Raw genomic sequence first — 24,429 nt, 5'->3', positions numbered from 1 at the left:
CGGCGGGGCCAATCGCTTCGTATCAGGTGCGTAGGTGAATTCCCGGGCGGACAACAAAACTCATCCCCGGCCCGCCGGTGAGGGAATGGTGAATTGCCTCGCGCGACGGCGGTTTCACCTCGGCCGGGCGCTCACCACGGCACCTGGGTCAGCTCGCTGTAGAGGTAGCTGACCGACTCCGGCGGCTGGCCGGTGCGGCTCAGGTACATCGTCGGCCGCTGCGCCGACAGCGGCACGGAGTGCCACGGGCGGGGCCCGCTGACCCGGTTCTGCAGCAGCGTGAACGGCAGCCCGTGCGCGAGCAGGACGTGCCGGTACACCGCGGGCGCGGCGGCGCGGAACAGCTCGCGGTCGCTCACGTGGAGCACCGAGGCGAACAGGCGCATCCGCTTGCGCCGGACGGCGCGGAACACCACCCAGCACGGCTTCCCGTCGACGACCGCCACCACGTGCCGCGCGGCGGCCGAGTCGGCGTGGTCGCGGTAGGCGGCCAGGTCAGCGCCGGAGAGCACGGCCTCGATGTCGGCCCGCCCCGTCAGCAGGCGCACGCCCGGCGAGGGCAGCGGGAGGTTGACCACGAGCGCGCCCGCCGTGTCGAGGTGGTGGAACCCGAGCCGTTCGTTCAGGGGCACCACCGTGCCGCTGGGGGACAGGTCGGTGAGCTCGCGGTCGCGCTGGGCGAGCATGGCGCGCAGCAGCCGCAGCGAGTGGTGGCGGTACTCGTCCAGCACGCACCAGGCCGCGACGTTGCAGACGGCGCGCGGCCCGCCGGGGCCGTCCGGCTCCGCGTAGAGGGCCGCGTACACGCCCACGACCCGGCCCTCGGAGGTGAGCAGGAACCCGTGGTCGGGGTGGCTCGTGGTCCAGGTGGGGCGCAGGGACCGCGCCCACTGCCCGGGGGTGAGGGAATCGTCGAGGTAAACGCTCAGGAATTCGCCCACACGCGGCAGGTCGTCCGTCGTGACGGGAGCGAGCTCGACATCTTTCGAATGTGCCACGTCGGCGAGTATGACCCCGGAATGGGTCCCCGGGCGGGGGTGGCCGGGGTGAAAGGGGCGGCGCCCCCTGATTTCATCCGGTCATTCCCGAATGATTGCCGGAGGCGCATTTCTCACCCCTGTTCTCACCCCGCCGGGGGCTGCGTCCGACGGGCGGCAGCAGTCACTATCGGTGGGTGGCTGTCAACGAACCCGTCGTACCCTCCCGCGTGGCCAGCGTGCTGCTGGTAGCACCCGCGTGCGACGGCAACGACGTGGGCGAGTCGTGGCTCGCCCACCAGTGGGCACAGCTGCTGTCCGAGCGGTTCGCGGTGACGCTCCTGTCCACGTACAAGAAGGGCCACGTGCCGCCGTCGCGGCAGCTTCCCGGCGTGCGCGTCGTCGAGTGGCCGGAGCCGCCGCTGGTGCACCGCGCGGAGCGGCTCAACAGCCTGCTCCAGCCGGCCTACGTGCCGTTCTACGTGCGGGCCCGGCGCTGGGTCCGCGGCCGCCTCGCGGCGGGCGAACGGTTCGACGTGGCGCACCAGCCGGCGCCCGTGGCGATGCGCTACCCGTGCCCTGTCGTCGGGCTCGGCATCCCGCTGGTGGTCGGGCCGGTCGGCGGCAGCCTGGAGTCCCCGCCCGCGTTCGCCCGGGAGGAGGTGGTCCCGTGGTACCAGCGGCTGCGCGCGCTGGACCGGCTGCGGCTGCGGTACGACCCGCTCCTGCGCTCCACCTACGAGTCCGCCGACTGCGTGGTGGGGATCGCCCCCTACGTCCAGGAGGTCCTCGGCGACGTGCGGCTGCGGCGGTTCGAGACCCTCCGCGAGGTGGCCCTCCACGCGGTCCGGCCGCCGATCGACCGCAGGGGCCGTTCCGGCCCGGTGCGGCTGCTGCACGTCGGCCGGCTGGTGCGTACCAAGGGCGCCCGCGACGTGATCCGTGCCATGGCCGCGCTGCGCGACCTGCCGGTGGTGCTCGACGTGGTCGGGGACGGCAACGACCGGGAGGCGTGCGCCGACCTGGTGCGCGAGCTGGGGCTGACCGATCGGGTGACGCTGCACGGGGCGGTGCCGCGCGCCGAGGTCGACCGCTTCTACGAGCGGGCCGACGTCTTCGTCTTCCCGAGCTACCGGGAGCCGGGCGGCGCCGTCGCGCTCGAGGCGATGTCGCACGGGCTGCCGCTCGTGGTGTGCGACCGCGGCGGCCCGGGCGCGAACGTGACCGACGCCTGCGCGTTCCTGCTGCCCGCCGACTCGCCGGAGCAGCTCGCCCGCGACGTCGCAGCCGCGGTGCGCCGGCTGGTCACGGAGCCGGACCTGAGGCTGCGCATGGGCGAGGCAGCCCGCGAGCACGCGGTGTCCGAGCACCTGTGGGACCGGCGGGTCGACCGGATGGTGGAGCTCTACGAGCAGGTCGCCGCGGCGCGGCCCGCGGCCGGGGCACAGGCCACAGGATGAGCGAGGACGACGGGCGTGCCAGGATGACTCGCATGGGCCGATCGTCCTGGTGGGTTCCGCTCCGATGGGCAGTCGGAGCGCTGGTCGCCGCCGTCCTCACCACCGTCGCCACGGCGCCGGACCGCGACCCTGCCGGGTCCGGGCCGACGGCGGGGCAGGCCGCGCCGTCCGCCATGGGGGGACCCGTGGGCGACGGCACCACCTCGGCCGACGACGCCGTCCCCACCACGTTCCCCGGGCCCGGGACCGCGGGTCTGCCCGAGGGCTGGACGCCGCGGCGCACCCACACGGGGGACCTCCACCTGACCGAGCCGGGCGAGGTCGTCAGCGACCTGCGGATCACGGATGGCATCATCTCCGTCGAGGCCGAGAACGTGACCCTGCGGCGCGTGCAGGCCGTCGGCTCCCGGGTGGTCAACGACGCCGGCCCGGTGTGCGGGTCGGGCCTCGTGGTCGAGTCGTCCGAGTTCGTCCGGAGCGACGTCCGGACGGGGGACGGCGACCTGCAGGTGATCGGCAACGGCGGGTTCACGGTGCGCGACGTGGTGATCGACGGCGTGCCCGAGGGCATCCGCGTGGGCGCCAAGCAGTGCGGCGACGTCGTCGTGGAGGACTCGTTCATCCGGGTGGTGCCGCCCGACGTCTGCAACGACTGGCACGGCGACGGCATCCAGGGCTACGGCGGCGGCAGCGTGACCGTCCGGAACACCCGGATCATCATGCGCGAGACCGCCGAGTGCTACGGCACGGCGCCGTTCTTCTACCCGAGCGGCCAGGGCAACACGTCGCTGACCGTCGACGGGCTCCTGGTCGAGGGCGGCGGCTACGCATTCCGCGCCGGCACCGAGGGCAGCGTGCGCAACCTGCAGGTGGTGCAGGACACCTGGGGCTACGGGCCCGTCGACGTCCTGTGCCCCGCCCTGACGACCTGGCAGGCGCACACCGTGACGGCCGACGAGGAGGGCCGCACCACGCCGGTGGACCCGATCGAGTGCGGCGGCAGCGGCAACTGAGCAGCTCCGCCGTCAGACCCTCCGCCCGTCAGACCCTCGTCAGACCCGGGAGCTCGCGTCCCGCTCCCACGTGGTGAAGTCGCCCGCGCGCACCGCCGCGCGGGCACGCAGCCGCCCGGCCAGCACCACGCCGAGGAACACGGGCACCTTGAGCGCCAGGCCCGGCCGCTCCCGGACCACCCGCCGGAGGTCGCCGAGCGAGGTCCGTGCCTCGGCGCCGCGGAGACCAGCCCGGTCCGCCTGGACGTTCCCGGTGGTCACGCGCGCCCGGCGGCGCACCAGGTCGCGCAGGGTGCGCGCCGGGTGCACGACGACGGCGACGTCCGCCACCACGACGCGCTCGTGCGGGTCGAACGCCTCGGACAGCACCAGGTCGTCGGCCATCACCTCGGGCAGTCGGGCGATCCGGCCGGCGGCGGCCCGGGAAACGGCCAGCACCCCGCGCCCGAACAGGCCCGAGCGCACGGTGGGCAGCGCCTCCCAGACGTCGTAGTACCAGCGCGCGAGCAGCGCGACCCCCGTGCGGGGCATCGTGCGCGACGGCGCCGCGACGGCGGCACCCCCGGGGCCCACCGCGGCCGCGAGCCGGGCCACGCCGTCGGCGGTGATCTCGACGTCGGCGTCCAGGTACACCCGCGGGAACGTGCCGGCCACCCGGTCGGCCGCGCGCAGGGCGCGGGCCTTCGAGGGCTCGGGCAGGTCGAGGACGGTCACGGGATACCCCGCGGCCACGCCCGCCGTCCCGTCCGTGCACCCGTTGCAGGCCACCACCACCTCCAGCAGCCCCGGCTCGGCGCACAGCGCGTCCAGGAGACGGCCGATCGTGCGCTCCTCGTCGTGCGCGGGCACGACGACGGACGCCACCGGCCCGCTCATCGCGGCAGCACCTCGTCGCTCGCGCCGAGCGCCGCCGGGCGCCGGGCCGGACGGACCAGCGCCCGCAGCGTGGGCCACGACGCCCGGTGGCCCAGCAGGCCGCGCCGGAGCTCCACGAGCAGGGTCACCCCGTAGTACATCCAGGCCGCGCGCGTGCCGCGCCGGCGCCGGATCAGGCGCACCCGGTTCAGCATCAGCATGGTGTGCGTCTCGTGGCTCGTGCCCGAGCCGCCGCCGATGTGCATGCCGCCCGCCGTCGGCGTGTAGACGGAACGCCAGCCACGGTCCCGCGCGCGGAGCGCGAAGTCCGTCTCCTCGGAGTAGAGGAAGAACGACTCGTCGAACCCGCCCAGGGTGTCGAAGCACTCCCGGTCCACGAGCCAGATCGCGCCGACGGCCCAGTCCACCGGGTGCTCGGTGGTGTAGGCCCGCGGGTCCTCGATCCGCTCGGCGAAGGCCGGCAGGCGCGTGAAGCTCAGCCCGCCGGCCCGGGCCACGGTGGGCGTGCGGCGCAGGGTCCGGGACAGGCTCCCGTCCTCCTCGCGCGTGCGCGGCACCACGATGCCGACGCCCGGCCGGTGCAGCACGCCGAGCATCCGCGGGACGGCGTCGGCGTCGAGCTCCACGTCCGGGTTGAGCACGAGGATCGCGGCCGACTCCGGCGCGTACCGCACCGCCTTGTTCATCCCCGCCCCGTAGCCGTCGTTGACGCTCTCCACGACGGAGCAGTCGCCCCGGCGCCGCAGCAGCGTGAGCGTCTCGTCCGTGGACCCGTTGTCGACCACCACCGTGGTGTACGGGACGTCGCCGAAGGCCGCGGGCAGGCTGTCGAGCAGCGCGTCCACGTGCCGTGCGCTGTTGTAGGTCACGACCACCGCGGCGACCTCGGCCCCCATCAGCGCAGCCCCTTGACGAACGTCCGGGCCCGGTCCGCCGCGCGGACGGTGTAGCGGTCCCCGTGCCGCAGCCAGGCGGCGACGTCGTCGGCCGTGTCGGTCGCGCGGAGGCTGAACCGGGCCTGCCGCCAGGACCCCGGCCGGGCCAGCGCCCGGTCGCTGGTGTAGACCCGCGTGTAGCCCAGCCTGCGCAGCGCGGTCAGGGTGGTCCGGTCGTAGCGGCCCAGCGGGCAGGCAGCCGTGCGCACCGGCTCCTCCAGCACGTCCTCCAGGCGTTCGCGGGCCAGGACGAGCTCCTCCCGCAGCTCCGGCGGGCGCAGCCGGCGCCAGACCCGGTGGTGCATGCCGTGCGACCCCACGCCCATCCCGGACCGGCGCAGCGCGCGCACGTCGCCGGCGGACAGCGAGCCCGGGTGGCCCAGGCGGCCGGCGATGACGAAGAAGTCGGCTGTCCGCCCGCGCCCCACCAGCTCCGGGAGCGCCACCTCGACGTCGGACTCGTTGCCGTCGTCGAAGCTGAGCCGCACGTCCGGCCGGACGGCGACCACGTCGAGGACGCGCCGGAACGTGTCGGTGCCGATCCAGTAGGCGGCCTCCTCGGCCGGGGCGTCGTGCGGCGGCGTCCCGATGCCGTGAAAGCAGAGATTGATCATTTGTTTATCGTGAACGACGACCCCCGGACGCGGAATGCATTACCGGGTGATTCTCCGGGTGATTCCCGCGGTATGCGGCATACCTATGCCTGGGCGCGCAGCGAACCCGCGACACCGACCAGGAGAAAGAGCGCACCCATCGTCATCGGGAACGCGAAGGCGTCGAAGAAGAGCAGGCTGACGAACCCGACGACCACCGAGGCCATCAGGGCCAGGGCGAGGTCGTAGGTCCGGGCGTCGGTGCCCCTGCTGCGCCTGCGGACCCGCACCAGCACCCGGACCGTGGCCGCGCCGATGCCGACGAACAGGACGGTCCCCACCAGCCCGACGGTCACCAGCAGCAGGAGGTACTGGTTGTCGAAGATCCGATAGGTGGGCAGGAACGTGCCGAGCCCACGCCCGAACAGGGGGTCGCGCGCGATGAACTCGCCCGCCAGGTCGAACGAGCCGGTCCGGGAGGTGACGCTCGGGTCCTCGGACGCGCCGGTGAACAGGCCGAGGATCGAGGACAGCATGCCCGGCGCGACCACCAGGCCCGCCAGGGCGCCGACGGCGGTCACGCCGAGCATGATCCGGCGCCGGGAGCCCTTCCAGCCGAGGAGCAGGATGACCAGGCCGATGGCGGCGCCCACGTAGGCGGACCGGGAGCCCGACAGGGGCACCAGCACGAGCGTCGCCGCGGCGGGTGCCCACCGCACCAGCGGCCTGCGCTCGGTGTGCTCGAAGCCGACGTGCAGGGTCAGCGGCAGCAGCATGGTCACGAGCACGCCGTACTCGATCGCGTGGGTCGCGGTGCCCTGCGGGCGGATCAGGCCGTTGCGCTCGCCGAGCTCGTAGGGCGCCGTGAGGGTCAGGCCCGGCAGGGCGAGCCGGTCCACGAGCAGCTCGCCGAGCACGAACTGTGCCAGCCCGAGCACGGCCAGGGCTCCGCTCGCGAGGGCCAGCCGCCACACGAGCGTGTCGCGCCGGGCGGCCGACGTGATGCCGTCGTGCGCCAGCAGGAGCACGCCGGACCAGGCGAGCAGCGCCAGGATCGCGACGTCGGCGGGGCTCATCTCGTTGGACACCACGGGCCGGGACATGGCGATGACGTACGTGACCCCGACGCTGAACAGGAACAGGGCGAGCGAGACCCGGATCAGCCGAGGCCCGCTCAGCCTCGGGCGGGCGGCCCCGACGCCGGTGAGCACCCACAGCAGCAGGCTGGCGAGGCCGACGGCCATCGACGGTGCGCCCGCGCTGCCGAGCGGCCCGATCACCAGCTTGGAGGGCACGGCGAACAGCAGGAGCAGGTAGACCGAGAGCCAGGTGACGACGTCGAACCGCACCGGCCGCCGGGGCACCGGCCGCGGCGGCGAGGCATGCCGCTGGACGGCGGCAGGCCGGGCCTGGGTCACCGGGACTCCGCGGAGGAGGCCCGGGCGGACGCGTCGTCCCTGCGGCGGTCCCGTGAGTCGAGCGGGAGGTTGGGCCAGGACGGCAGGGCACGGTCGTCCGCCGGCCGGCTCGCCGGCGGCTGCACCGACGGCGGCCGCACGGCGGGCAGCCGCACGGTCGCGGGCCTGGCCGGCTTGGCGTCGGCCTTGGCGTCCGGGTTCGGCCCGGCCGGCTTGGGCCCCGAGCTCGACGAACCGGCTGCGGACGGCGCCGGCGCGGCCGGGTCCGCGCCGGGGCCCTCCGGAGCGGCCTGCCTGCGTCCCCGCGTCCGGCTGCGGACCAGCCCGTCGACCGCCACGGCCGCGACCACGGTCGCCACGAGCCCGATGCCGCCGGCGGCGATGACCATGCGCACCGTGCCGCTGTTGTCCGTCTTCGCCCGCTCGTCCTTGGCGAGGACCAGCGTCGAGACGACGGTGTTCTTCGGGGCGTCGACCTCCTCCTGGAGGCGCTCCAGCTCGACGGGGATCGACGAGGTGAGCAGCTCCAGGGTCTCGAGGGTGGCCGCGGGGCTGACGTCGGTCACGTCGACCGAGATCACCGGGCCGCGGGTCGACTCCTCGATGGCCACGACGTACTCGGCGTCGGCCGAGCCCGAGCTGAACCGCTCCTTGGCCACGTCGCTCTCGTAGTACGCGACCACCACGCGGGCGGGCAGGTCGAGCCCGCCGAGGGCCAGGAACGGGTTGCCGCCCTCGCCGACGACCTGCTCGGACGGCACCAGCAGGACCAGCGCGCGGGCGGTGTAGACCGGCGGCTCGATGGTGCTCGCGCCGTACACGAGGCCGGCGGTCGCGAGCAGGCCCACGACGGTGACGATCCACCGCCGGCCCAAAGCTGCAATCACGTCGAGGAATGACATTTGTTCACCCTTTCCGGGCGTATCACGCCGCGCTCGACAAAGGTATCGTGCCGAGGGCGGGTAAAGGAACGAGTCGCGGAACTCCGGCGCGAATTTCGCCCGCTCCAGGAAATCGCGGAGAAGCTATGACGTTGTGGGACCTGATACGTGCGGCGCTGCGGCGCTGGCCCGTCCTGCTCGCGGGGGCCGCGGTCACGCTCGGGCTCGTGTACACCACCACGCTGGACGACGGCGTGTACTGGAGCCGTACCCAGGTCGTCTTCCTCGCACCCGCGAGCAAGACCTACCCGAACGCGCTGCGCACCACGTCCGAGGACCTGATCATCACGGCCGGCGCGGTCGCCAAGGCCGTGGCCGGGCCCGACGAGGTCACCAAGTACGCCTCGCCCGACGCGACCCTGGTGGGCGAGGGGCTGCGCGACGGCTGGTCGATCCGGCTGCCCGACACGGGCGGCCAGTGGGCCCCCAACTTCGCCCAGCAGGTGCTGTACGTCGAGGTCGTCGCCGCCACCGCCGAGGAGGTCGGGGCCCGGCAGGACGAGATCGTCGCGCAGATCGCCGACGAGCTGGACCGCCTGCAGCGCGACGCCGGGGTGGTGCCCGTCAACGACATCACCGTGACGGTCGCCCCGGAGTCCCTGGTCGTGCACCAGGTGGGGGGCTCGACCGTGCGGGCCGCCGGGATGGCGGGCCTGCTCGGCGCGAGCGCCACGTTCGCGCTCATCGCCGTGCTCGAGACGCGCGCCCGGCGCCGCTGACCCGGGCCGCCGGCCGTCAGCCGTGCGCCGCGCCACGGACCTCGTCCTCCACGATGCGGGCCACCGCCTCCTGCGCCGGGCCCCAGGACCGGCCCACGACGCTGGCGGCGGCCTTCGCCGCGTACGCGGCGGCGTCGGGCCGCTCGACGGCGGCGGCGAGCCCGGCGGCGATCCCCGCCGGCGTCGGCTCGGCCCATCCCACGTACGGGTTGGGCAGGTCGGCGCGGGCCAGCGGCGAGTCGTTGACGACGGGCACGACGCCGGCGGCCAGCATCTCCTCGGCCACGAGGGAGATGTTGGTGAACGACATCGCGAGCCCCGCCACGACCCGCCCGTACAGGACGTTCAGCTCCGCCGGGGTGAGGCGGCCGTGGTACGTCACCGGGAACGTCAGGTCCGCCGGGCGCGAGCCGTAGACGTGGATCTCCTGCTCGGGGTGCTCCCGGTGGAAGCGTTCGAGGGCGAGCCGGGCGAGCAGGTAGCCCCGGCGTCCGACGTCGGGCTTGGCGTAGAGCACCACCCCGGACCGGGGGGACTCGACCTCGGGGAGGTGGTACGTGTCGGTGTCGCACCCGAACGGGACCACGTCGCTGGTCTGGCCCAGCTCGGACGTGAGGCAGCCGGCCACCATGTCGCCCAGCGCGATGCGCCGGAACGGGAACCGGTAGGTCATCGCCGCCAGCTCGTACTCCGACCCGCGCGGGTAGAAGTACGGCTCGTAGTCCTGGATGAAGTACAGGCGGTGGGTGGGCCGGTGGCTCCGGGCCACGATGACGTGCGCGGACTCCCAGGAGGACGCCACCACGGCGTCCATGCCGGTGATGCCCGCGCGTGCGTCCCGGACCTCGGCCCGCACGCCGGGCCAGCCGTGCCGCAGCTCGGCGGTTCGCTGGACGATGTCCAGGCCGTGCCGGTCGTAGAGGAACACGACGCACTTGTGCCCCCGCGCCTCCAGCCCCTCGACCATGCGGAACAGGGTGGTGTGGCCGCCGGAGCCCGCCGCGGGCGGCGACGTCACCCAGCCCACGGTCAGCGGGCGGTCGCCGGCCACGGGCTCCGGCGTCGGGAGCGCCCGAGGGACGTCGGCGGCGATGTCGGCCGCGGAGAGCTGGAAGCCGAGCGCCGCGGCGTCCGTCGTCCGGTAGGCGCGCGCGGCGACGCGCTGGGCCAGCCCGCGCGCGCCCACGCGGCGCAGGCGGCGGAGCCGTGCGGTGGCCTTGGTCAGCCGGTTCATCGGTGGTCCCCCTCGTCGTTCACGGGCGCGGGCGCGTCGTCGGGCGCCGTCACAGGCCGGACGTGGCCCAGCGCAGGTACATCAGCTCGGTCCGGGCTCGGCGGGTGATGCGGCGGACGACGGCGCCGTACCCGGCCCGTCCCGTCCGCTCGGCCCGCGCCGCCCGGCGGGCGATCCGCGCGGCCGAGGGCCACTCCCGGGAGCCCGGCCAGACCTCGACCGCGAGCTCCAGGTAGGGCGCGGGCGGCTCCGCCCGGTCGGCGGCCGCCGCCGCGTACCGCAGCGCGTCCTGGGCGAGGGCGGACCGGGCCCGGTCGTGCAGCCCGTGGGCGCCGGCGAGCCGGTCGCCGACGTTGGCGAACAGCCGGTCGTACGCGTCCGCGCGGGCGCGCAGGTCCAGCAGCGCGCCGGAGCCCTCGTTCACGCTCAGGCTCCCCGCGTGCTCGCGGTGCAGCGCCTGGTCGGCACCGCCCACGTAGCCGACGTCGGCGACGGCGGCGAGCCGCAGCCACATCTCGACGTCCATCGTGAACCTGAGGTGCGGGTCCAGCGGCCCGACGTCCTTGAGCAGGTCGGCGCGCATGACCACCTCGGGGGAGGTGATGCAGCTGACGCCGGTGCGACAGCGCTCCGCCAGCCACGCGCGGCCGTCCCACACGGTCCAGGACAGCTCGCCCAGCGCCGGGACGGGCGGCGTGCCGTCGTCGAAGTGCTGCGGGTGGCCGTAGACGAGCCCCACCTCCGGGTGCTGCTCCAGCAGCGCCGTCGCCCGTGCGAGCGCGCCGGGCGGCAGCATGTCGTCGGCGTCCAGCCGCACCACGAACTCGCCCGTGCTGTGCTCCCAGCCCCGGTTGAACGACTCGACCTGGCCCAGGTTGCGCTCGTTCGCCAGCACCGTCACGCCCGGGTGCTCGGCCGCCAGGGCGCGCGCGACGGCGAGGCTGTCGTCCGTGGAGGCGTCGTCGACGAGGATCACCTCGACGTCGACCCCCTCCTGGGTCACGAGGCTGCCCACCGTCTGCGGCAGGAACCGGCCGTAGTCGTAGCAGGGCACCACCACCGAGACCCGGGGGCGCAGCTGCGGGGCCGACGGCGGCCGCCGCCGGTACGACCTGGGCGCCAGCGGCGACCGGACCCAGGACGCGAGCGTGCGCACGGCCCGGGCGCCGAGCCCCGGCCCGCCCGTGGCGTCGCGGTCCACCCGGGCGCGCCACGCGGCGGCCGCGTGGTCGAGGCGCCCGGCCCCGCCGGCGCTCATCAGGCCACCCCCGGGCGTGCGGTCCGCCCCGTCACGGCGTCGCGCAGCGTGCGCACCACGTGCTCCTGCTGGTCGGCGGTGATCCCCGGGAACATCGGCAGCGAGAGGATCTGCCCGGCGTGCGCCTCGGCCCGCGGGGCGGTGCCGGGGCGGAAGCCCAGGTGCGCCGTCGCGGGCAGGAGGTGGACCGGGGCGGGGTAGTGGATGCCGTGCCCGATGCCGGCCGCCGACAGCGCCGCGGACACCGCGGGCCGGTGCGGCGTGCGCACCACGTACAGGTGCCACACGTGCGTGGCCCCCGGCAGCTCGCGCGGCGCCACGAGCTCCGGCACGTCGGCGAACGCGTCGGCGAGCAGGGCCCCGTACCGCGCCGCGGCCTCCGACCGCCGCAGGTTCCACGCGTCGAGCCGCGTCAGCTTCGCGGACAGCACGGCGGCCTGGAGGGAGTCGAGGCGCGAGTTGGCGCCGACCTCCAGGTGCTCGTAGCGGTTGACGCCGCCGTGGTTGCGCAGTCGGCGGGCCCGCTCGGCCACGTCGTCGGACGACGTCAGCACCGCGCCGCCGTCGCCGAACGCGCCCAGGTTCTTGCCCGGGTAGAAGCTGGTCGCGGCCACGTCGCCCGCGCCGCCCGAGCGGAACCCGTCCCGGCTCGCGCCCTGGGACTGGGCGGCGTCCTCGACCAGGAGGACGTCGGGGCCCACCAGCTCGCGCAGCTGCGTCACCGGCGCCATCTGCCCGTACAGGTGCACGCCGACGACGGCCCGGGTGCGTGCCGACAGCCGGCCGGCAACGTCCTCGGGGTCCAGCAGGAAGTCGTCGTCGACGTCGGCGGGCACCAGCAGGGCGCCGCAGCGCAGCACCGCCTCCGCCGTCGCGAAGAACGTGTTGGCCGGCACGATCACCTCGTCGCCCGGGCCGATCCCGGCAGCCCGCAGGCCGATCTCCAGGGCGTCCGTGCCGTTGCCCACGCCGACGGCGTGCTGCGCCCCGCTGTAGGCGGCGAACTCGCGCTCGAACCGCTCGACGTCCGGTCCCAGCACGAAGCCGGACGTGCGCAGGATCTCGTCCCAGCGCTCGCGGACGTCGCCCTCCACCTCGGCGGTCTGGGCGCCCAGGTCCAGGAAGGGCACGGGCTCCCGCGACGGCGCGGGGGAGGTCGTTGTCGTGGTCTCGGTCATCGGGTCGTTCCTCTCGGTCGGGCAGCCGGGACGGCGTCCGGCAGAAGGTCCGGCACCTCGTCCGGTGTCTCGTCGGGCGCGGTGTCCGGCGCTGCGTCGGCCGCCTCGTCCGGACCGTCGAGGGCCGTGCGGGCGGCGCGCCAGCGCGGGCGCACCCAGGCGAGCGTGGCGGCCGTGTAGAGGGCGAACGTGACCGCGCCGGCGAGCAGGCCGCCGAGCAGCGGGTCGTCGACCTGGCCGGCGGCCAGCAGGCCCGCGGCCACGGCGGCCGCCCCGGCCAGCCCCGGCACGGCCAGGGCCCAGGCCAACGCGCCGACCTCGTCCCGCGACCGGCGCAGCAGCACCAGGTAGGCGGGCACCAGCACGCCCACGGAGACGGCGGCCTGCGCGACGGCGACGCCGATGCTCCCGGCCGCTCGCGCGCCGAGCACGACGGCGGGCACCAGCGCCACCAGCCAGACCACCTGCACCGCGAGGACCCCGCGCGAGCGGCCCAGGGCGTAGAGGTAGCCGGCCAGGACGTCCGAGACGACGCGCACGGCGCCGACCACGGCCAGCGGCACCAGGATCTGCGCGGCCGGCTCCCACCGGGCGCCGTAGACGAGCACGACCACGGGGTGGGCCAGCGCGGCGAGCATGGCCGCCGCCAGCACGACGGCCCACCAGACGGGCCCGAGCAGCGGCACGAGCGCGGCGCGGGCACGCTCGCGCACCTGCGAGAAGGCGGGCAGCGTGACCGACCGCAGGGCCTGGCCCACCAGCGTCATGGGCCACGTCGAGATGTTCGCGGCGAGCACGTAGTACCCGAGCTCGACGGCGCCGGCCGTGTTGCCGAGCACCACGCGGTCGACCGACAGCAGCACCCAGGACAGCAGGTTCGCGGCCGCGACGGGCAGCCCGAACGCGAGCACCGACCGGGCGACCGTCGGGTCCCACGAGAAGCGCAGCCGGGTGCGGGTGAGCCAGAACTGCACGGCCACGCCGCAGGCCTGGCCGACGACCCGGCCCACCGCCAGGCCGACCAGGCCGTAGCCGAGCACCGCCAGCACGAGGGTCACGACGGCGCCCACGCCGAAGTCGACGGCGTTCGAGCGGAACAACCCCTGCTGGTCGAGGCGCCGCTGGAGCGTGGCGAACGGGACGACGCCGACCCCGGCCAGCAGGAACGTCGCGGCCAGGATCGCGATGGGACCGGCCGCGCCGGGGCCGCCCATCGCCGACGCGAGCGCGGGCGCGGACAGCGCGGTGACCAGGGTGAGCGTGCCGCCGGTCACCAGGCCGAGCACCGCGACGGGGCCGGTGCGCCGCTCGAAGTCGGGGCTGCGCACGAGGTCGGCGCTCAGACCGAGGTCCGCCAGGGCCATGACCACGCTCTGCACCGTCAGGGCGATCGCGTACAGGCCGAACTCCTCCGGCGACACGATGCGGGCGATGACGATGCCCAGGCCGAGGTTGCCCAGCCGCACCACGACCGTGCCGGTGGTGCTCCAGCGCAGGGCGTTCCCGACACGGCCGCTCAGGGTGGCGCCCTCGCTCATGTCCCGAACCTCGCGAGGAGCTGGCCGCGGACCTTCCAGCGCAGCGACTCGACGGCCTCGACACCGAGCCGGGACCGGTGCGCGGCGCGCCCGGCCAGGCGGGCCCACTGCCAGGCGGGCGACCGGACGACGCCGGGATCGGCCTCCTGGGCGAGCTTCAGGAGCTGCGCGCGGTGCTCGGCGCCGTCGGGCCCCGGGGGCAGCAGCGTGGAGGCGAGCACCACCTCGCGCGCGACGGCGGCGTCGGCCCGCGCGCGCAGCCGGTCGGGCCGGCGCAGCAGGTGCCCGTCCTCGCGGAAGAACAGGTCGAAGGTCTCGAGCACGGAGCGCCAGTTGTCGAGGTTCCCGCCGAACTGGACGTTGTGCATGTTCGCGTCGTGCTGCCGGTAGTAGGCCTGGACCGGCCCGTTGACGCGGCCGATCCGGCCGCGCGCGGCGGCCTGCAGCCACATGTACATGTCCGCCGCCTGCGGCAGCGCGGCCTCGTAGCCGCCGATCGCGTCGTAGACGGACCGGCGCATCACGACCTCGGGGTTGGTCGGGATGTTGCGTCCGCGGCGGGCGACGTGGCCCACCCACTGCTCGCCCTCCCAGACGGTCCACCAGCTCCGGGTGGGCGTGAACGCGGGCGGCGCGCCGTCGAAGTCGGTCACGAGGCCGTAGACGAGCGAGATCCGCCGGTCGTGCTCCAGCAGGGCGGCGGCACGGGCGAGCGCGCCGGGCGCGAGGGCGTCGTCGGCGGACAGGAGCACCACGTAGTCGCCGCGGGCCCGGCCGAGCCCGTCGTTGTAGGTGCGGATGTGCCGCATGTTCCGCTCGTGCTCGACCAGCGTCACGCGCGGGTCCGACGCGGCGATCTCGCGCGCGACGGCGACGCTCCCGTCGGTCGAGGTGTCGTCGACCACGATCACCTCGACGTCCACGCCCTCCTGGGCGAGCACGGAGCCGACGGAGGTCGGGAGGTACTGCCCGTAGTTGTAGTGCGGCACCACCACCGAGACGAGCGGGCGGGTGCGCAGGGGGAGCGGGGTCCGGACCGTGGTCATCGCGCCACCTCGCGGACCAGCCGCCGGGCCGGCACGCCGGCCCAGGTCTCGCCGTCCGGCACGTCGGTCAGGACCACGGCCCCCATGCCGACCACGGCGCCCGCGCCGATCCGGACGCCGGGGTGCACCGAGGCGTTCATGCCCAGGTAGGCGGCACGGCCCACGCGCACGCCCCCGCCGAGGGAGACCCCGGCGGCGAGCGTCGCGAAGTCGTCCAGCACGCAGTCGTGCGTGACCGTCACCCCGGGCATCGCGACCACGTGCGCGCCGAGCACGGCGTCCGCGGTGATCGTGACGCCGGCCAGCAGCACGGAGCCCTCCCCGACCGGGCAGCCGGCGGGGTTGCGCACCGACGGATCGACCACCCGCGCGTACGTGGCGCCCGCGTCGAGCCGCGCGTGCACGGCGGCGCGGGTGCGGCTCGGGCCGACGCACAGCAGCAGGCGGGCGCCGGGGTGCTCCGCGGCGGAGCTCACCGGCCCCAGCACCGGCGCCCCGCCGACGGTGGGCGGCAGGTCGGCGTAGCGGTCGTCGAGCACGCCGAGCACGTCGTGCCCGGCCTCGGCGACGACGGGAAGCACCTCGCGGGCCAGCCCGCTCGCCCCCACCAGCAGCAGCGGCCCGCCCCAGCTCGCCGCCACCTCACTGCCCCCCGTACCCGCGGAGCACCTCGACCACGCGGCCCAGCTCGGCGTCCGTCATCTGGTGGAACAGGGGCAGGATCAGCGTGCGGTCCGTGAGCCGCTCGGTCACGGGCAGCGGCACGTGGCCGCGGCCCGCGTGGGCCGGCTGCCGGTGCGCGGCCATGATGCCGCGGCGCGCCGAGATGCCCGCCGAGGCGAGGGCCAGGAGCAGCCCCTCCCGGTCCAGGCGGTACCCGGGCAGCACCTCGGCCCACAGGGACTGCACGTTGGCCCGGCCCCAGGCCGGGTCCTCGACCAGGCGCAGGCCGGGCACGTCCGCCAGCTCGGCACGGTAGCGGGCGGCGAGCTCGCGCCGCCGGGCGACGATCTCGGGGAGACGGCCGAGCTGCACCAGGCCGACGGCGGCCTGCAGGTCGGTCATCCGGAAGTTGAACCCGACCTCGTCGTACTCCTCCGGCGGGGAGACGAGGGCGGCGTGCCGGTCCGCCGCGGAGACGCTCATGGCGTGCTCGCGCAGGCGTCGCGCGCGGGCGGCCCAGTCCGGGCGGCTGGTGGTGATCATCCCGCCCTCGCCGGTGGTGAGGATCTTGCGGGGGTGGAAGGACCAGGCGACGATCTCGGCACCCGCCCCGACCGGACGGTCGTGGTAGGTCGAGCCGGCGCCGCACGCGGCGTCCTCGACCACCACGATGCCGAGCGGGTCGCACAGCTCGCGGATCGCGGCGAGGTCGACCGGCACGCCGGCCTGGTCCACCGCGATCACCGCGCGGGTGGCGGGCGTGAGGGCGGCCGCCACCGTCTCGGCGGTGAGGTTGCCGGTGGCGGCGTCCACGTCCGCGAAGACGGGGCGCGCGCCCACGTACGTGGGCGCGTTCGCGGTGGCGACGAACGAGAACGACGGCACCACGACGTCGTCGCCGGGCCGGATGCCCGCGACGACCAGGGCGAGGTGCAGCGCCGTGGTGCAGCTCGACGTCGCGACGGCGGCGCGGGCGCGCATCGCGTCGGCGAACGCCGTCTCGAACGCGGCGACCCGCGGGCCCTGGGCCACCCAGCCGGACTCGATCACCTCGGTGACCGCGGCGATCTCCTCGGCGCCCAGCCACGGCTTCATGACGTCGACGCGGTGCAGGCCCTCCTCCACGGCGGTCATGCGACCACCCCCGCGGGGGCGGTCGTGGCGCTCGCGGGCGCGACCCAGTTGCGGTCCTCGATCCGGCTCAGCATCTCCTGCGGGCTCTCGGGCCGGCTGCGGAACCAGTCGACCAGGTCGGCGACCCCCTGCTCGAAGGTGGTCCGCGGCTCGAACCCGGTCAGCTCCCGGACCAGCGTGTTGTCCACCAGCAGGCGGCGGACGTCGCCCGGGCGGGCCTCCAGCCGCTCCGGCTCCAGGTCGGGCCGCCCGGCGAGCCGCGCGACCGTGGTCACCAGCTCGTTGACGGTCACCTCGGCGCCCGAGCCCACGTTCACGGTGCGGCCCACGGCGGCGTCGCACTCGGCGATGTCCGCCAGGCCCCGCGCGGTGTCGCTCACGTGCAGGAAGTCGCGCGTCTGCTCGCCGTCGCCGTAGACGAACGCGGGCAGGCCGCACAGGGCGCGCACGATGGTGCGGGGCAGCACCTCGCCGCTGTCGCCCTCGAAGTGGCTGCGCGGGCCGAAGGTGTTGAACGGCCGGACCACCACGACGGGCATGCCGTGGGTGCGGAACGCGGCACGCGCGTACGCCTCCCCGGCGAGCTTGGACCCGCCGTAGACCGTCTCGGGCCAGGTCGGGTGCCGCTCGTCCATCGGGGCGTACTGCGCGGTGCCGAACACCTCGCTGGAGCTCACGTGGACGAAGCGGCCCACGCCCGCCGCGCGGGCCCGTTCGAGCAGCTCCAGCGTGGCGGTCGCGTTGACCTCGTGGTTCTCCCGCGGGTCGTGCAGGCTGTGCCGCACCCCCAGGCAGGCCAGGTGGAAGACGACGTCCGCGTCGTCGACCAGCGCGAGCGCGGCCTCACTCCGGATGTCGTCGGCGGCGAGCCGTACCGGGCCGTGCCCGTCGGTGTCTCCCAGGTGGTGGGCCAGGTTCTCGCGCCGGCCGTTGACCAGGTTGTCGACCACGGTGACCGACGCCGCGCCCCGGCGCACCAGCTCGTCGACCAGGTGGCTGCCGATGAATCCCGCGCCGCCCGTGACCAGCACCCGCGCCCCGCTCAGCGCGCTCATGCGGCCGCTCCGTCCTTGGTCGGCCCGCCCGCGAGCACCGGCGTGCGTGCGCCGGTCTCGACCCGCGTCACGCCGCCGCCCGTGGCGAGGCTGCGGTCCGCGGCCTCCAGCACGTCGAGCACGCGCAGGCCCGCGGCGCCGTCGGTCAGGGCCGGGCGCTCGCCCTGGATCGCCTCGGCGAGCTCGCCCACCATGGACCCGAGCGCCTCGCGCTCCTCCAGGGCCGGCGACCAGGTGTCGCCCAGGCGGTAGGAGATCGTGGCGGCCCGGCGCTCCAGGCTGTCGAACGCCTGGGTCTCCAGGTCCACGCCGCGGTCGTAGACGCTGATCCGCTGCTGCGGGTTCAGGTCGTCCCACACGAGCGTGCGGCGCGACCCGCCGATGGTCATCCGCCGCACCTTGGTGGGACTGAGCCAGTTCACGTGCACGCTCGCGACGGCGCCGCCCGGCAGGGGCAGCACCAGGTAGCCCACGCAGGACTTGCCCGCGCCGATCGGGTCGGCGCCGTGCGCCGCCACCGACTCGGGCTGCAGCCCGCCGGGCAGGATGAAGTCGATCACCGAGAGGTCGTGCGGCGCCAGGTCCCAGAACACGTCGACGTCGGGCTGGACCAGGCCGAGGTTGATCCGTACGGAGTCGATGTAGAGGATCTCACCCAGGTCTCCGTTCGCCACGAGCTCGCGGATCTTCCGGACCGCCGGGGTGTAGCAGTAGGTGTGGTCGGTCATGAGCACCAGGCCGCGGTCCCGCGCCGCGGCGACCATCTCGGTGGCCGCCGCCGCGCGGTCGGCGATCGGCTTCTCGACCACCACGTGTTTGCCGGCGCGCAGCGCGGCCAGCGCGATCGCGTGGTGCGTCCGGGCGGGCGTGGCGATGGCCACCGCGTCGATGTCGTCCCGGGCGAGCAGCGCGTCGAGCGACGTCTCGACGTCGGCCCGGCCGTTCGCGCGGGCCACCCGGGAGGCGCGGTCCGCGTCGAGGTCGCAGACGGCGGCCAGCTCCCAGCGGTCGGACGCCGCGAAGTTGCGTGCCAGGTTGGGTCCCCAGTAGCCGGCGCCCACCACGGCCGCCCGCAAGAGTCTCTGGTCCATGCTGCCTTCTTCCGGTATCAGCTCGGATCGGCCCGGAGTGTTGTCATCCTGGCTTCGATCAATGTACGTCCCGGCCTCGCGGCGAACTGGCCGGGGCCTTTCGAAATCACCCGTGCTCGACGTTTATTCACCCGGAGCGGGTTTCACCCAGGGGTGAAAAAGAAATGCGCGAAGGGCGCCGGAAATGCCGCGACCGGCATTCATCCGCGCTTCTCGGACAATGCGCGCGCGTGGCCCGTCACCGTGTCGAACACCCGCACGTAGGTCTCCGCCTGCCGGCGCCAGGACAGCTCGCCCTCGATCCGGGCGCGCCCGGCCAGGCCCATCGTCCGGGCGCGGTCGGGGTCGTCGAGGATCTCGAGGATCGCGTCGCCGAACGCCGCGGGGTCGCTCCCGGCGACGTACCGGCCCGCGTCGCCCGCGCTGCGGCGGGTCTCGGTCAGGTCCGTCGCCACCACGGGCAGCTCGTGCGCCATGTACTCGAGCGTCTTGTTCATGGTGGAGCGGTCGTTGAACTCGCTCGGCGGGTCCGGCGTGACGCCCAGGTCCGCGCTGGACAGCCATCGCCCGATGGCCTCGTGGTCGACCCGGCCGGTGAAGTGCACCCAGAGGTCCAGCCCGCGGCGCGTGCAGTCCGCGCGCAGCTCCTCCAGCGCGTCCCCGAACCCGAGCAGCGCGAAGCGCACGTCGGTGCGGCCGCGCACGCGCACCACGTGCTCGACGGCGGCCAGCAGCCGGTCCACGCCGTCCTGCGAGCCCATGATCCCCACGTAGCACACGAGGTGCTTGCCGAGGTCACGAGCCCCCGGCTCGGGGTCGCCCTTGCGCATCAGGTCGGCGTCGGGCGTGCTGAGCACCACCGAGCTGCGGCTCAGGTCGACCCTGCCGCGCTCCAGCGCGATCTGCCGGTACGAGCCGTTCGTCGAGATCACGTGGTCGGCGGTGCGGTACGTCGCGCGCTCCAGGAGCAGCAGCGCCTTGTACAGCAGGTCCTGCCGGCCGAACTTCGCGATGTACACCTCGGGGCACAGGTCGTGCTGGTCGTAGACGAAGCGCACCCCGCGCCGCAGGCGCCACAACAGGGCGAGCAGCCAGTAGGTGTCCGGCGGGTTGCACGCCTGGATCACCTGGAACGGCGCGTCGCGGTGCACGCGGGCCGAGGCCCGCGCCGTCCGCCACCAGCAGACGACGAACTCGCGGACATAGCCCATGACGCCGCGGGAGTCCGGGGGCGGGGCGTACGAGTAGACGGTCGTGTCGTCCACCTGGGACCGGGCGGGCTCGTCGGGGTTCTCCTGCGGGCAGACGACGCTCACGCGGTACCCGGCGTCGGTCAGCGCGCGGCACTCGGACCGGACCCTGCGGTCGATCCTGAACGGCAGGTTCTGGATGATCACCAGAACGTGTGGAGCGTCGGAATGCATGAGGAAAGTCTTGCTCCCGCAGCGCGCGCCAGAAACCCGGGGAGCGGGTGAACACGGCGATTCACCCGCGGCGCCGGACGATACCTCCGACGCGAAACATCACCCGAACATCACCCCACCCCGAGGTTGATATCCGTGACCTTTTCCGGATGGGTGCAGGAACGTCGCACACAATCGTTCCGGGCATTTTCATCCGGTGGTTCGGCGGGCCTTTCGGCACTCCTCGCGGATGATCTCGACGACCGTCTCGGTGGTGCGGTCGAGGTGGCTGCTGCCGTCCTCGAGCTTCGCCGTCGGGCTGATGTAGCTCAGCGGCCCGACGTGGGTCGCGGGGTCGAGCCGGTGCACGCGCACCTTCCCGGCCGCCAGGGCCCGGTTCCAGGGGCTGCGGCGCAGCAGCCGCCACCGCTCGGGGAACAGCCAGGTGCTCACCTGCTCGATCCAGTCGTTGCCGCTGGTGAGCCGGTGCAGCCCGGCCGCATGGGTGAGGTCGTTGGCGCCGTTGTGGAACCCGCCGAGCGTGATCAGCCACACCGGGGCGCGCAGCTGGGTCCAGAGCTCCTCGACGGCGCCGAGCGCCACCTGGGCGCCGCCGCTGTAGCCGAGCAGCACCACCGGGATGCCGCTGCCGGGCTCGTAGCCGGCGAGCCGGAGCTGCTCGGCGGTCTGCCCGCCCACGGCGCGGTTGTAGAGCGGGCGGTAGCGGCGGTCGGCCGCCACGAAGGTCTGCATCACGTTGTGCAGGAACAGCGTGATGCCGATGTGTCGCCGCAGCCAGTCCCACACCGGCCGCCCGACCAGCGGGTCCGCCAGCGGGGAGTACGGCTGGACCTGGCCCAGCACCCGCAGCTCGGGTGCCCCGGCGATCACGGCCTGGACGAGCTGGCCGCCGTCGCGCGTGTCGGTGAAGCGACGCTTGCCGATGCCGTCGAGGTAGACCAGGTAGGCGTCGGGCGGGCGGCCCGGTTCCGCGCCCCGCGCGTAGGGCAGGTTCGCGGGCAGCGCCGGGACCTGCGTGCGCCAGCCGACCGTGTAGACCATCAGCTCGTAGCGGGCGAGCAGGCCCTCGGCGAGCAGGAACGGGCCGATCGCCAGCACGAGGAGTAGGGGGAGCAGCTCGGTCATGCGGGCACCTCCCGCGCGCCGGCCATGAGCCGCGCGGTCAGCCGCCGGACCACCTCGACGGTGGCGGCGAGGCCCAGCCCGGCCCCGGCGACGCACGCGGCGGCGGCCCACCAGCCGAGCCCGGACGCCTCGGCGAGCGGGCCGGCCAGGCCCGCGCCGACCCCGACCACGAGCAGGAGGTGCAGGAACGGCCCGAGGAGGGGGAACGCGAGGATCGCGGCCAGCAGCATCGGTGCGACCAGCGCGGGCGTCCAGGTCAGGGTGGGCCCGGGCAGCGTGCCCGGCTGGACCCAGCCGGCCAGCGCCCACGCGGCCGGCGGCCACAGGGCGACGACCGCTCCCTCGACCACCGTGCCGGTGGTCATCAGTGCGACCAGGAGCCGCGGGGAGAGCCGGGGCCGGCGAGCCACCAGGGGCAGCACACGCCCGGCGCTCTCCGACAGACCGGCGAGCACGAGCAGCGCGACGACGGCGGTCGACACGCCTCAGCCCTCCCGTCCTGGGCCGGCGGGCGCGCCCCCGCGTGCCCCGGCGAGGTACCGCTCGAGCTCGTCCGCGGCCCGCAGCGCGCCGCCCGCCTCCTCCTGGGCGTCCCGCTGCACACCGGCCGCCGCCCGGAAGCGGGGCTCCCGGAGCAGCCGCCGGGCCAGCGTGTACACGGACTCGGGCGTCGCGTCCTGCGTGCCGAGGGCCAGGCCCGCGCCGAGCTCGACCACCCGCTGGGCCACGAGCGGCTGGTCGGCGCCCTGCGGCACCACGAGCGTCGGGACGCCGGCCAGCATCGCCTCGTTCACGCTGTTCATGCCGCCGTGGGTGACGAAGAGCGCGGCCTGGGCCAGCACCTGGAGCTGCGGCACCGACGGGCGGGCGAGCACGTTGGCCGGCAGCTCGCCCAGGTCGGCGGGGTCCGTGTGCCCGGTGGAGACCACGACGGTGCCGCCCAGCGGCGCCAGCGCGGTGGCGAAGGTGCGCAGCAGCCCCGGGCCGGCGTCGAACACCGTGCCCAGGGACGCGTACAGGACCGGGCTCTCGAGCCGGTCCGCCGCGAACGCCGGGTCCGGCAGCCGGGAGCCCACGCTCGCCCCGACGAACCGGAAGGACGCGTCGAAGGCGTCGGCGCCCGGCTGGAACGCGCGGGAGGTGAAGACGAGGTTGAGCGGCTCGCGCGCGTCCATCAGGTCGGTCAGCGGCAGCCCGCTGGTGTCGTAGCCGCGGTTCAGGGCCCAGCGGGCCCGGGCGTAGCCGCCGGCGATGCCGGGGTGCGCCGCGGCCGCGGCCAGCAGCTCCGTGGACATCCGTCCGGGGCTGGGTACCTGCCGGTTGAACGCGAACGTGGTGAACGTCGCGGCCGCGGGCACCCCGAGCTCGCGCGCGGCGACGGCGCCCCACGGGCAGGCCGCGCCGTGCACCACGAGGTCGGGCCGGGCGGCGCGGAGGTCGGTGAGCACCGAGGGCAGCAGGCCGACGGCGGCGTGCGCCAACCCCGCCATCATGGCCAGCGGGATGGGCGGGTCCGGCAGGGGCAGGTCGCCCCCGGGGTAGAGATGGACCCGGGCGCCCGCGGCCTCGATCTGCGCCGCGAACGCGGGGGTCGTGTGGTACGTCACCGTGTGGCCCCGGCGGACCAGCTCGGCCACGACCGGGAGCGTCGGGTTGACGTACCCGTGCATGCCGATGTTCAGGAAGGCGACGGTGCTCATCGACCGCCTCCGGCCCGTCGCTCGGGGACGCCGCCGGGCGCGGCCGCGACGGGCTCGCGCCGGTACAGGCCCGGGCCGGTGATGACCAGCTCGTCGAGGAACCGGCTCGCCGAGTCCAGCGCGGCGTCGATCAGCCGCCGGGAGTGGCTGAAGTCCCACATCGCCGGCCAGGCCGCCACACCGGTCGGCAGCACGACGGTCGGGATCTCCCGCGCCACGTCCCGCAGGTCGCGCTCGATCTGGTGGTGCATCATCAACAGCCCGGCGCGGGCGGCGACGGCCTCGGCCCGCCGCGGCGGGGTCGTGGTGCTCAGCGGCAGCGCCTCCCGCCCGGTCACCACGACCACGACGCTCGCGGCCCCGGCCTGCCGGGCGGCGAGGACCGGCACGTGCGCCACGGCGCCGCCGTCGACCAGCGTCTGCCCGTCGCGGACCACCGCGGGCAGGACGCCCGGGATGGCGGCGCTGGCCAGCAGGGCCGACTCCAGGTCGCCGTGGTCCAGCAGCACCTGCTCGCCGCTGGCGAGGTCGGTGGCGACGGCGATGAAGCGGACGGGCAGGTCCTCGATCCGGGGCGGTAGCCCCGCGCGCCGGATCAGCCGGCGCAGCCCGGCGTCGGCGAACAGGCCCGCCCGGAACGAGCGCAGGCCGAAGGGGAACACCTCCCGGCGCCGCAGCCCCGTCCAGGTTAGGGCCAGCGACCGCGCGGCGCTGCCGGGGTGCGCGGCGGCCACCGCGCCGTTGAACGCGCCCACGGACGTGCCCACGATCAGGTCGGGCACGAACCCGTGCTGCTCCAGCGCGTAGCCGACGCCGACCTGGGTGGCCCCGTACACCCCGCCGCCGCCCACCACCGCGGCGACGGGGTGGGGGAGGCCACGCAGGCCCCGGGGCGGATCGGCCGGCTGATCCGGTGCGAACCTCATTGCGGCGACTCCTTGCTGATCCGACGGACTGCCCCGTCCACACACTTGTCCACCCATATGACCGGGAACACCTCCAGTCTGTGACGACCCGGACCGCGCGGCCCGTCGGCAGTGTCGGTGAGCCC

Annotated in this window: 23 protein-coding genes; 3 read left to right on the top strand and 20 right to left on the bottom strand. The window is 75.0% G+C overall.

The window, feature by feature from the left end:
- Positions 1-131: 131 nt before the first annotated feature.
- Entirely contained in the window at positions 132-998 is an 867-nt protein-coding gene (locus AB0I29_RS10580) for a hypothetical protein (RefSeq protein ID WP_357481312.1), read from the bottom strand.
- 176 nt (positions 999-1,174) lie between these two features.
- On the opposite strand from AB0I29_RS10580, the gene AB0I29_RS10575 reads away from it, so the two are divergent.
- Positions 1,175-2,437, top strand: coding sequence for a glycosyltransferase family 4 protein (locus AB0I29_RS10575; RefSeq protein ID WP_357481309.1), 1,263 nt, complete (start codon positions 1,175-1,177; stop codon positions 2,435-2,437).
- A gap of 32 nt (positions 2,438-2,469) precedes the next feature.
- Complete coding sequence (locus tag AB0I29_RS10570; RefSeq protein ID WP_357481306.1) at positions 2,470-3,450, top strand: hypothetical protein; 981 nt, start codon at positions 2,470-2,472, stop codon at positions 3,448-3,450.
- 39 nt (positions 3,451-3,489) lie between these two features.
- Here the strand turns inward: AB0I29_RS10570 and AB0I29_RS10565 are convergent, their stop codons facing one another.
- From AB0I29_RS10565 to AB0I29_RS10545, 5 genes are all read right to left on the bottom strand, one after another.
- Positions 3,490-4,326, bottom strand: a complete 837-nt coding sequence (locus AB0I29_RS10565; protein ID WP_357481303.1) for a glycosyltransferase — start codon at positions 4,324-4,326, stop codon at positions 3,490-3,492.
- Entirely contained in the window at positions 4,323-5,222 is a 900-nt protein-coding gene (locus tag AB0I29_RS10560) for a glycosyltransferase family 2 protein (protein ID WP_285101165.1), read from the bottom strand. The genes AB0I29_RS10565 and AB0I29_RS10560 overlap by 4 nt, the downstream gene beginning before the upstream one ends.
- Positions 5,222-5,875, bottom strand: coding sequence for a polysaccharide deacetylase family protein (locus AB0I29_RS10555; protein ID WP_357481299.1), 654 nt, complete (start codon positions 5,873-5,875; stop codon positions 5,222-5,224). The genes AB0I29_RS10560 and AB0I29_RS10555 overlap by 1 nt, the downstream gene beginning before the upstream one ends.
- 83 nt (positions 5,876-5,958) lie before the next feature.
- Positions 5,959-7,272 (bottom strand): O-antigen ligase family protein, encoded by a 1,314-nt coding sequence (locus AB0I29_RS10550; protein ID WP_285101168.1) that lies wholly within the window; start codon positions 7,270-7,272, stop codon positions 5,959-5,961.
- On the bottom strand, positions 7,269-8,174 hold the full coding sequence (locus AB0I29_RS10545) for a hypothetical protein (protein ID WP_357481295.1): 906 nt from the start codon (positions 8,172-8,174) through the stop codon (positions 7,269-7,271). The genes AB0I29_RS10550 and AB0I29_RS10545 overlap by 4 nt, the downstream gene beginning before the upstream one ends.
- Before the next feature lie 125 nt (positions 8,175-8,299).
- Here AB0I29_RS10545 and AB0I29_RS10540 point away from each other — a divergent pair, with 125 nt between their 5' ends.
- Positions 8,300-8,932 (top strand): hypothetical protein, encoded by a 633-nt coding sequence (locus AB0I29_RS10540; protein ID WP_285101172.1) that lies wholly within the window; start codon positions 8,300-8,302, stop codon positions 8,930-8,932.
- A 16-nt stretch (positions 8,933-8,948) separates the two neighbouring features.
- Here the strand turns inward: AB0I29_RS10540 and AB0I29_RS10535 are convergent, their stop codons facing one another.
- The 14 genes from AB0I29_RS10535 to AB0I29_RS10470 form a co-directional block, all read right to left on the bottom strand.
- On the bottom strand, positions 8,949-10,166 hold the full coding sequence (locus AB0I29_RS10535) for a glycosyltransferase family 1 protein (protein ID WP_357481292.1): 1,218 nt from the start codon (positions 10,164-10,166) through the stop codon (positions 8,949-8,951).
- Between the two features lie 49 nt (positions 10,167-10,215).
- Positions 10,216-11,424 (bottom strand): glycosyltransferase, encoded by a 1,209-nt coding sequence (locus AB0I29_RS10530; protein ID WP_357481289.1) that lies wholly within the window; start codon positions 11,422-11,424, stop codon positions 10,216-10,218.
- Positions 11,424-12,602 carry a DegT/DnrJ/EryC1/StrS family aminotransferase gene (locus AB0I29_RS10525; protein WP_357481287.1) on the bottom strand — a complete coding sequence of 393 codons (1,179 nt, stop codon included), beginning with the start codon at positions 12,600-12,602 and terminating at the stop codon, positions 11,424-11,426. The genes AB0I29_RS10530 and AB0I29_RS10525 overlap by 1 nt, the downstream gene beginning before the upstream one ends.
- Positions 12,599-14,140 carry an oligosaccharide flippase family protein gene (locus AB0I29_RS10520; protein ID WP_357481284.1) on the bottom strand — a complete coding sequence of 514 codons (1,542 nt, stop codon included), beginning with the start codon at positions 14,138-14,140 and terminating at the stop codon, positions 12,599-12,601. The genes AB0I29_RS10525 and AB0I29_RS10520 overlap by 4 nt, the downstream gene beginning before the upstream one ends.
- Entirely contained in the window at positions 14,137-15,186 is a 1,050-nt protein-coding gene (locus tag AB0I29_RS10515) for a glycosyltransferase (protein ID WP_357481281.1), read from the bottom strand. Before AB0I29_RS10515 ends, AB0I29_RS10520 begins: the two co-directional genes overlap by 4 nt.
- Positions 15,183-15,827 (bottom strand): acetyltransferase, encoded by a 645-nt coding sequence (locus tag AB0I29_RS10510; RefSeq protein ID WP_285101182.1) that lies wholly within the window; start codon positions 15,825-15,827, stop codon positions 15,183-15,185. Before AB0I29_RS10510 ends, AB0I29_RS10515 begins: the two co-directional genes overlap by 4 nt.
- Before the next feature lies 1 nt (position 15,828).
- Positions 15,829-16,983, bottom strand: coding sequence for a DegT/DnrJ/EryC1/StrS family aminotransferase (locus AB0I29_RS10505; RefSeq protein WP_285101184.1), 1,155 nt, complete (start codon positions 16,981-16,983; stop codon positions 15,829-15,831).
- Positions 16,980-18,038 carry a GDP-mannose 4,6-dehydratase gene (locus tag AB0I29_RS10500; protein ID WP_357481278.1) on the bottom strand — a complete coding sequence of 353 codons (1,059 nt, stop codon included), beginning with the start codon at positions 18,036-18,038 and terminating at the stop codon, positions 16,980-16,982. Before AB0I29_RS10500 ends, AB0I29_RS10505 begins: the two co-directional genes overlap by 4 nt.
- Complete coding sequence (locus tag AB0I29_RS10495; RefSeq protein WP_285101188.1) at positions 18,035-19,129, bottom strand: Gfo/Idh/MocA family oxidoreductase; 1,095 nt, start codon at positions 19,127-19,129, stop codon at positions 18,035-18,037. Before AB0I29_RS10495 ends, AB0I29_RS10500 begins: the two co-directional genes overlap by 4 nt.
- Positions 19,130-19,329: 200 nt before the next feature.
- Positions 19,330-20,526 carry a glycosyltransferase family 4 protein gene (locus tag AB0I29_RS10490; RefSeq protein WP_357481275.1) on the bottom strand — a complete coding sequence of 399 codons (1,197 nt, stop codon included), beginning with the start codon at positions 20,524-20,526 and terminating at the stop codon, positions 19,330-19,332.
- 216 nt (positions 20,527-20,742) lie between these two features.
- Positions 20,743-21,678, bottom strand: coding sequence for a hypothetical protein (locus AB0I29_RS10485; RefSeq protein WP_285101191.1), 936 nt, complete (start codon positions 21,676-21,678; stop codon positions 20,743-20,745).
- A complete protein-coding gene (locus AB0I29_RS10480; protein ID WP_285101193.1) occupies positions 21,675-22,160 on the bottom strand; it encodes a hypothetical protein in 486 nt (161 codons plus the stop codon). Before AB0I29_RS10480 ends, AB0I29_RS10485 begins: the two co-directional genes overlap by 4 nt.
- Positions 22,161-22,163: 3 nt before the next feature.
- Positions 22,164-23,378, bottom strand: coding sequence for a macrolide family glycosyltransferase (locus AB0I29_RS10475; RefSeq protein WP_357481271.1), 1,215 nt, complete (start codon positions 23,376-23,378; stop codon positions 22,164-22,166).
- Complete coding sequence (locus AB0I29_RS10470; RefSeq protein WP_285101197.1) at positions 23,375-24,304, bottom strand: patatin-like phospholipase family protein; 930 nt, start codon at positions 24,302-24,304, stop codon at positions 23,375-23,377. Before AB0I29_RS10470 ends, AB0I29_RS10475 begins: the two co-directional genes overlap by 4 nt.
- Positions 24,305-24,429 lie beyond the last annotated feature (125 nt).

This window comes from Promicromonospora sp. NPDC050262 (genome assembly GCF_040655935.1).
GTDB lineage: Bacteria > Actinomycetota > Actinomycetes > Actinomycetales > Cellulomonadaceae > Promicromonospora.
This window is presented reverse-complemented; position numbering and strand designations above follow the sequence as displayed.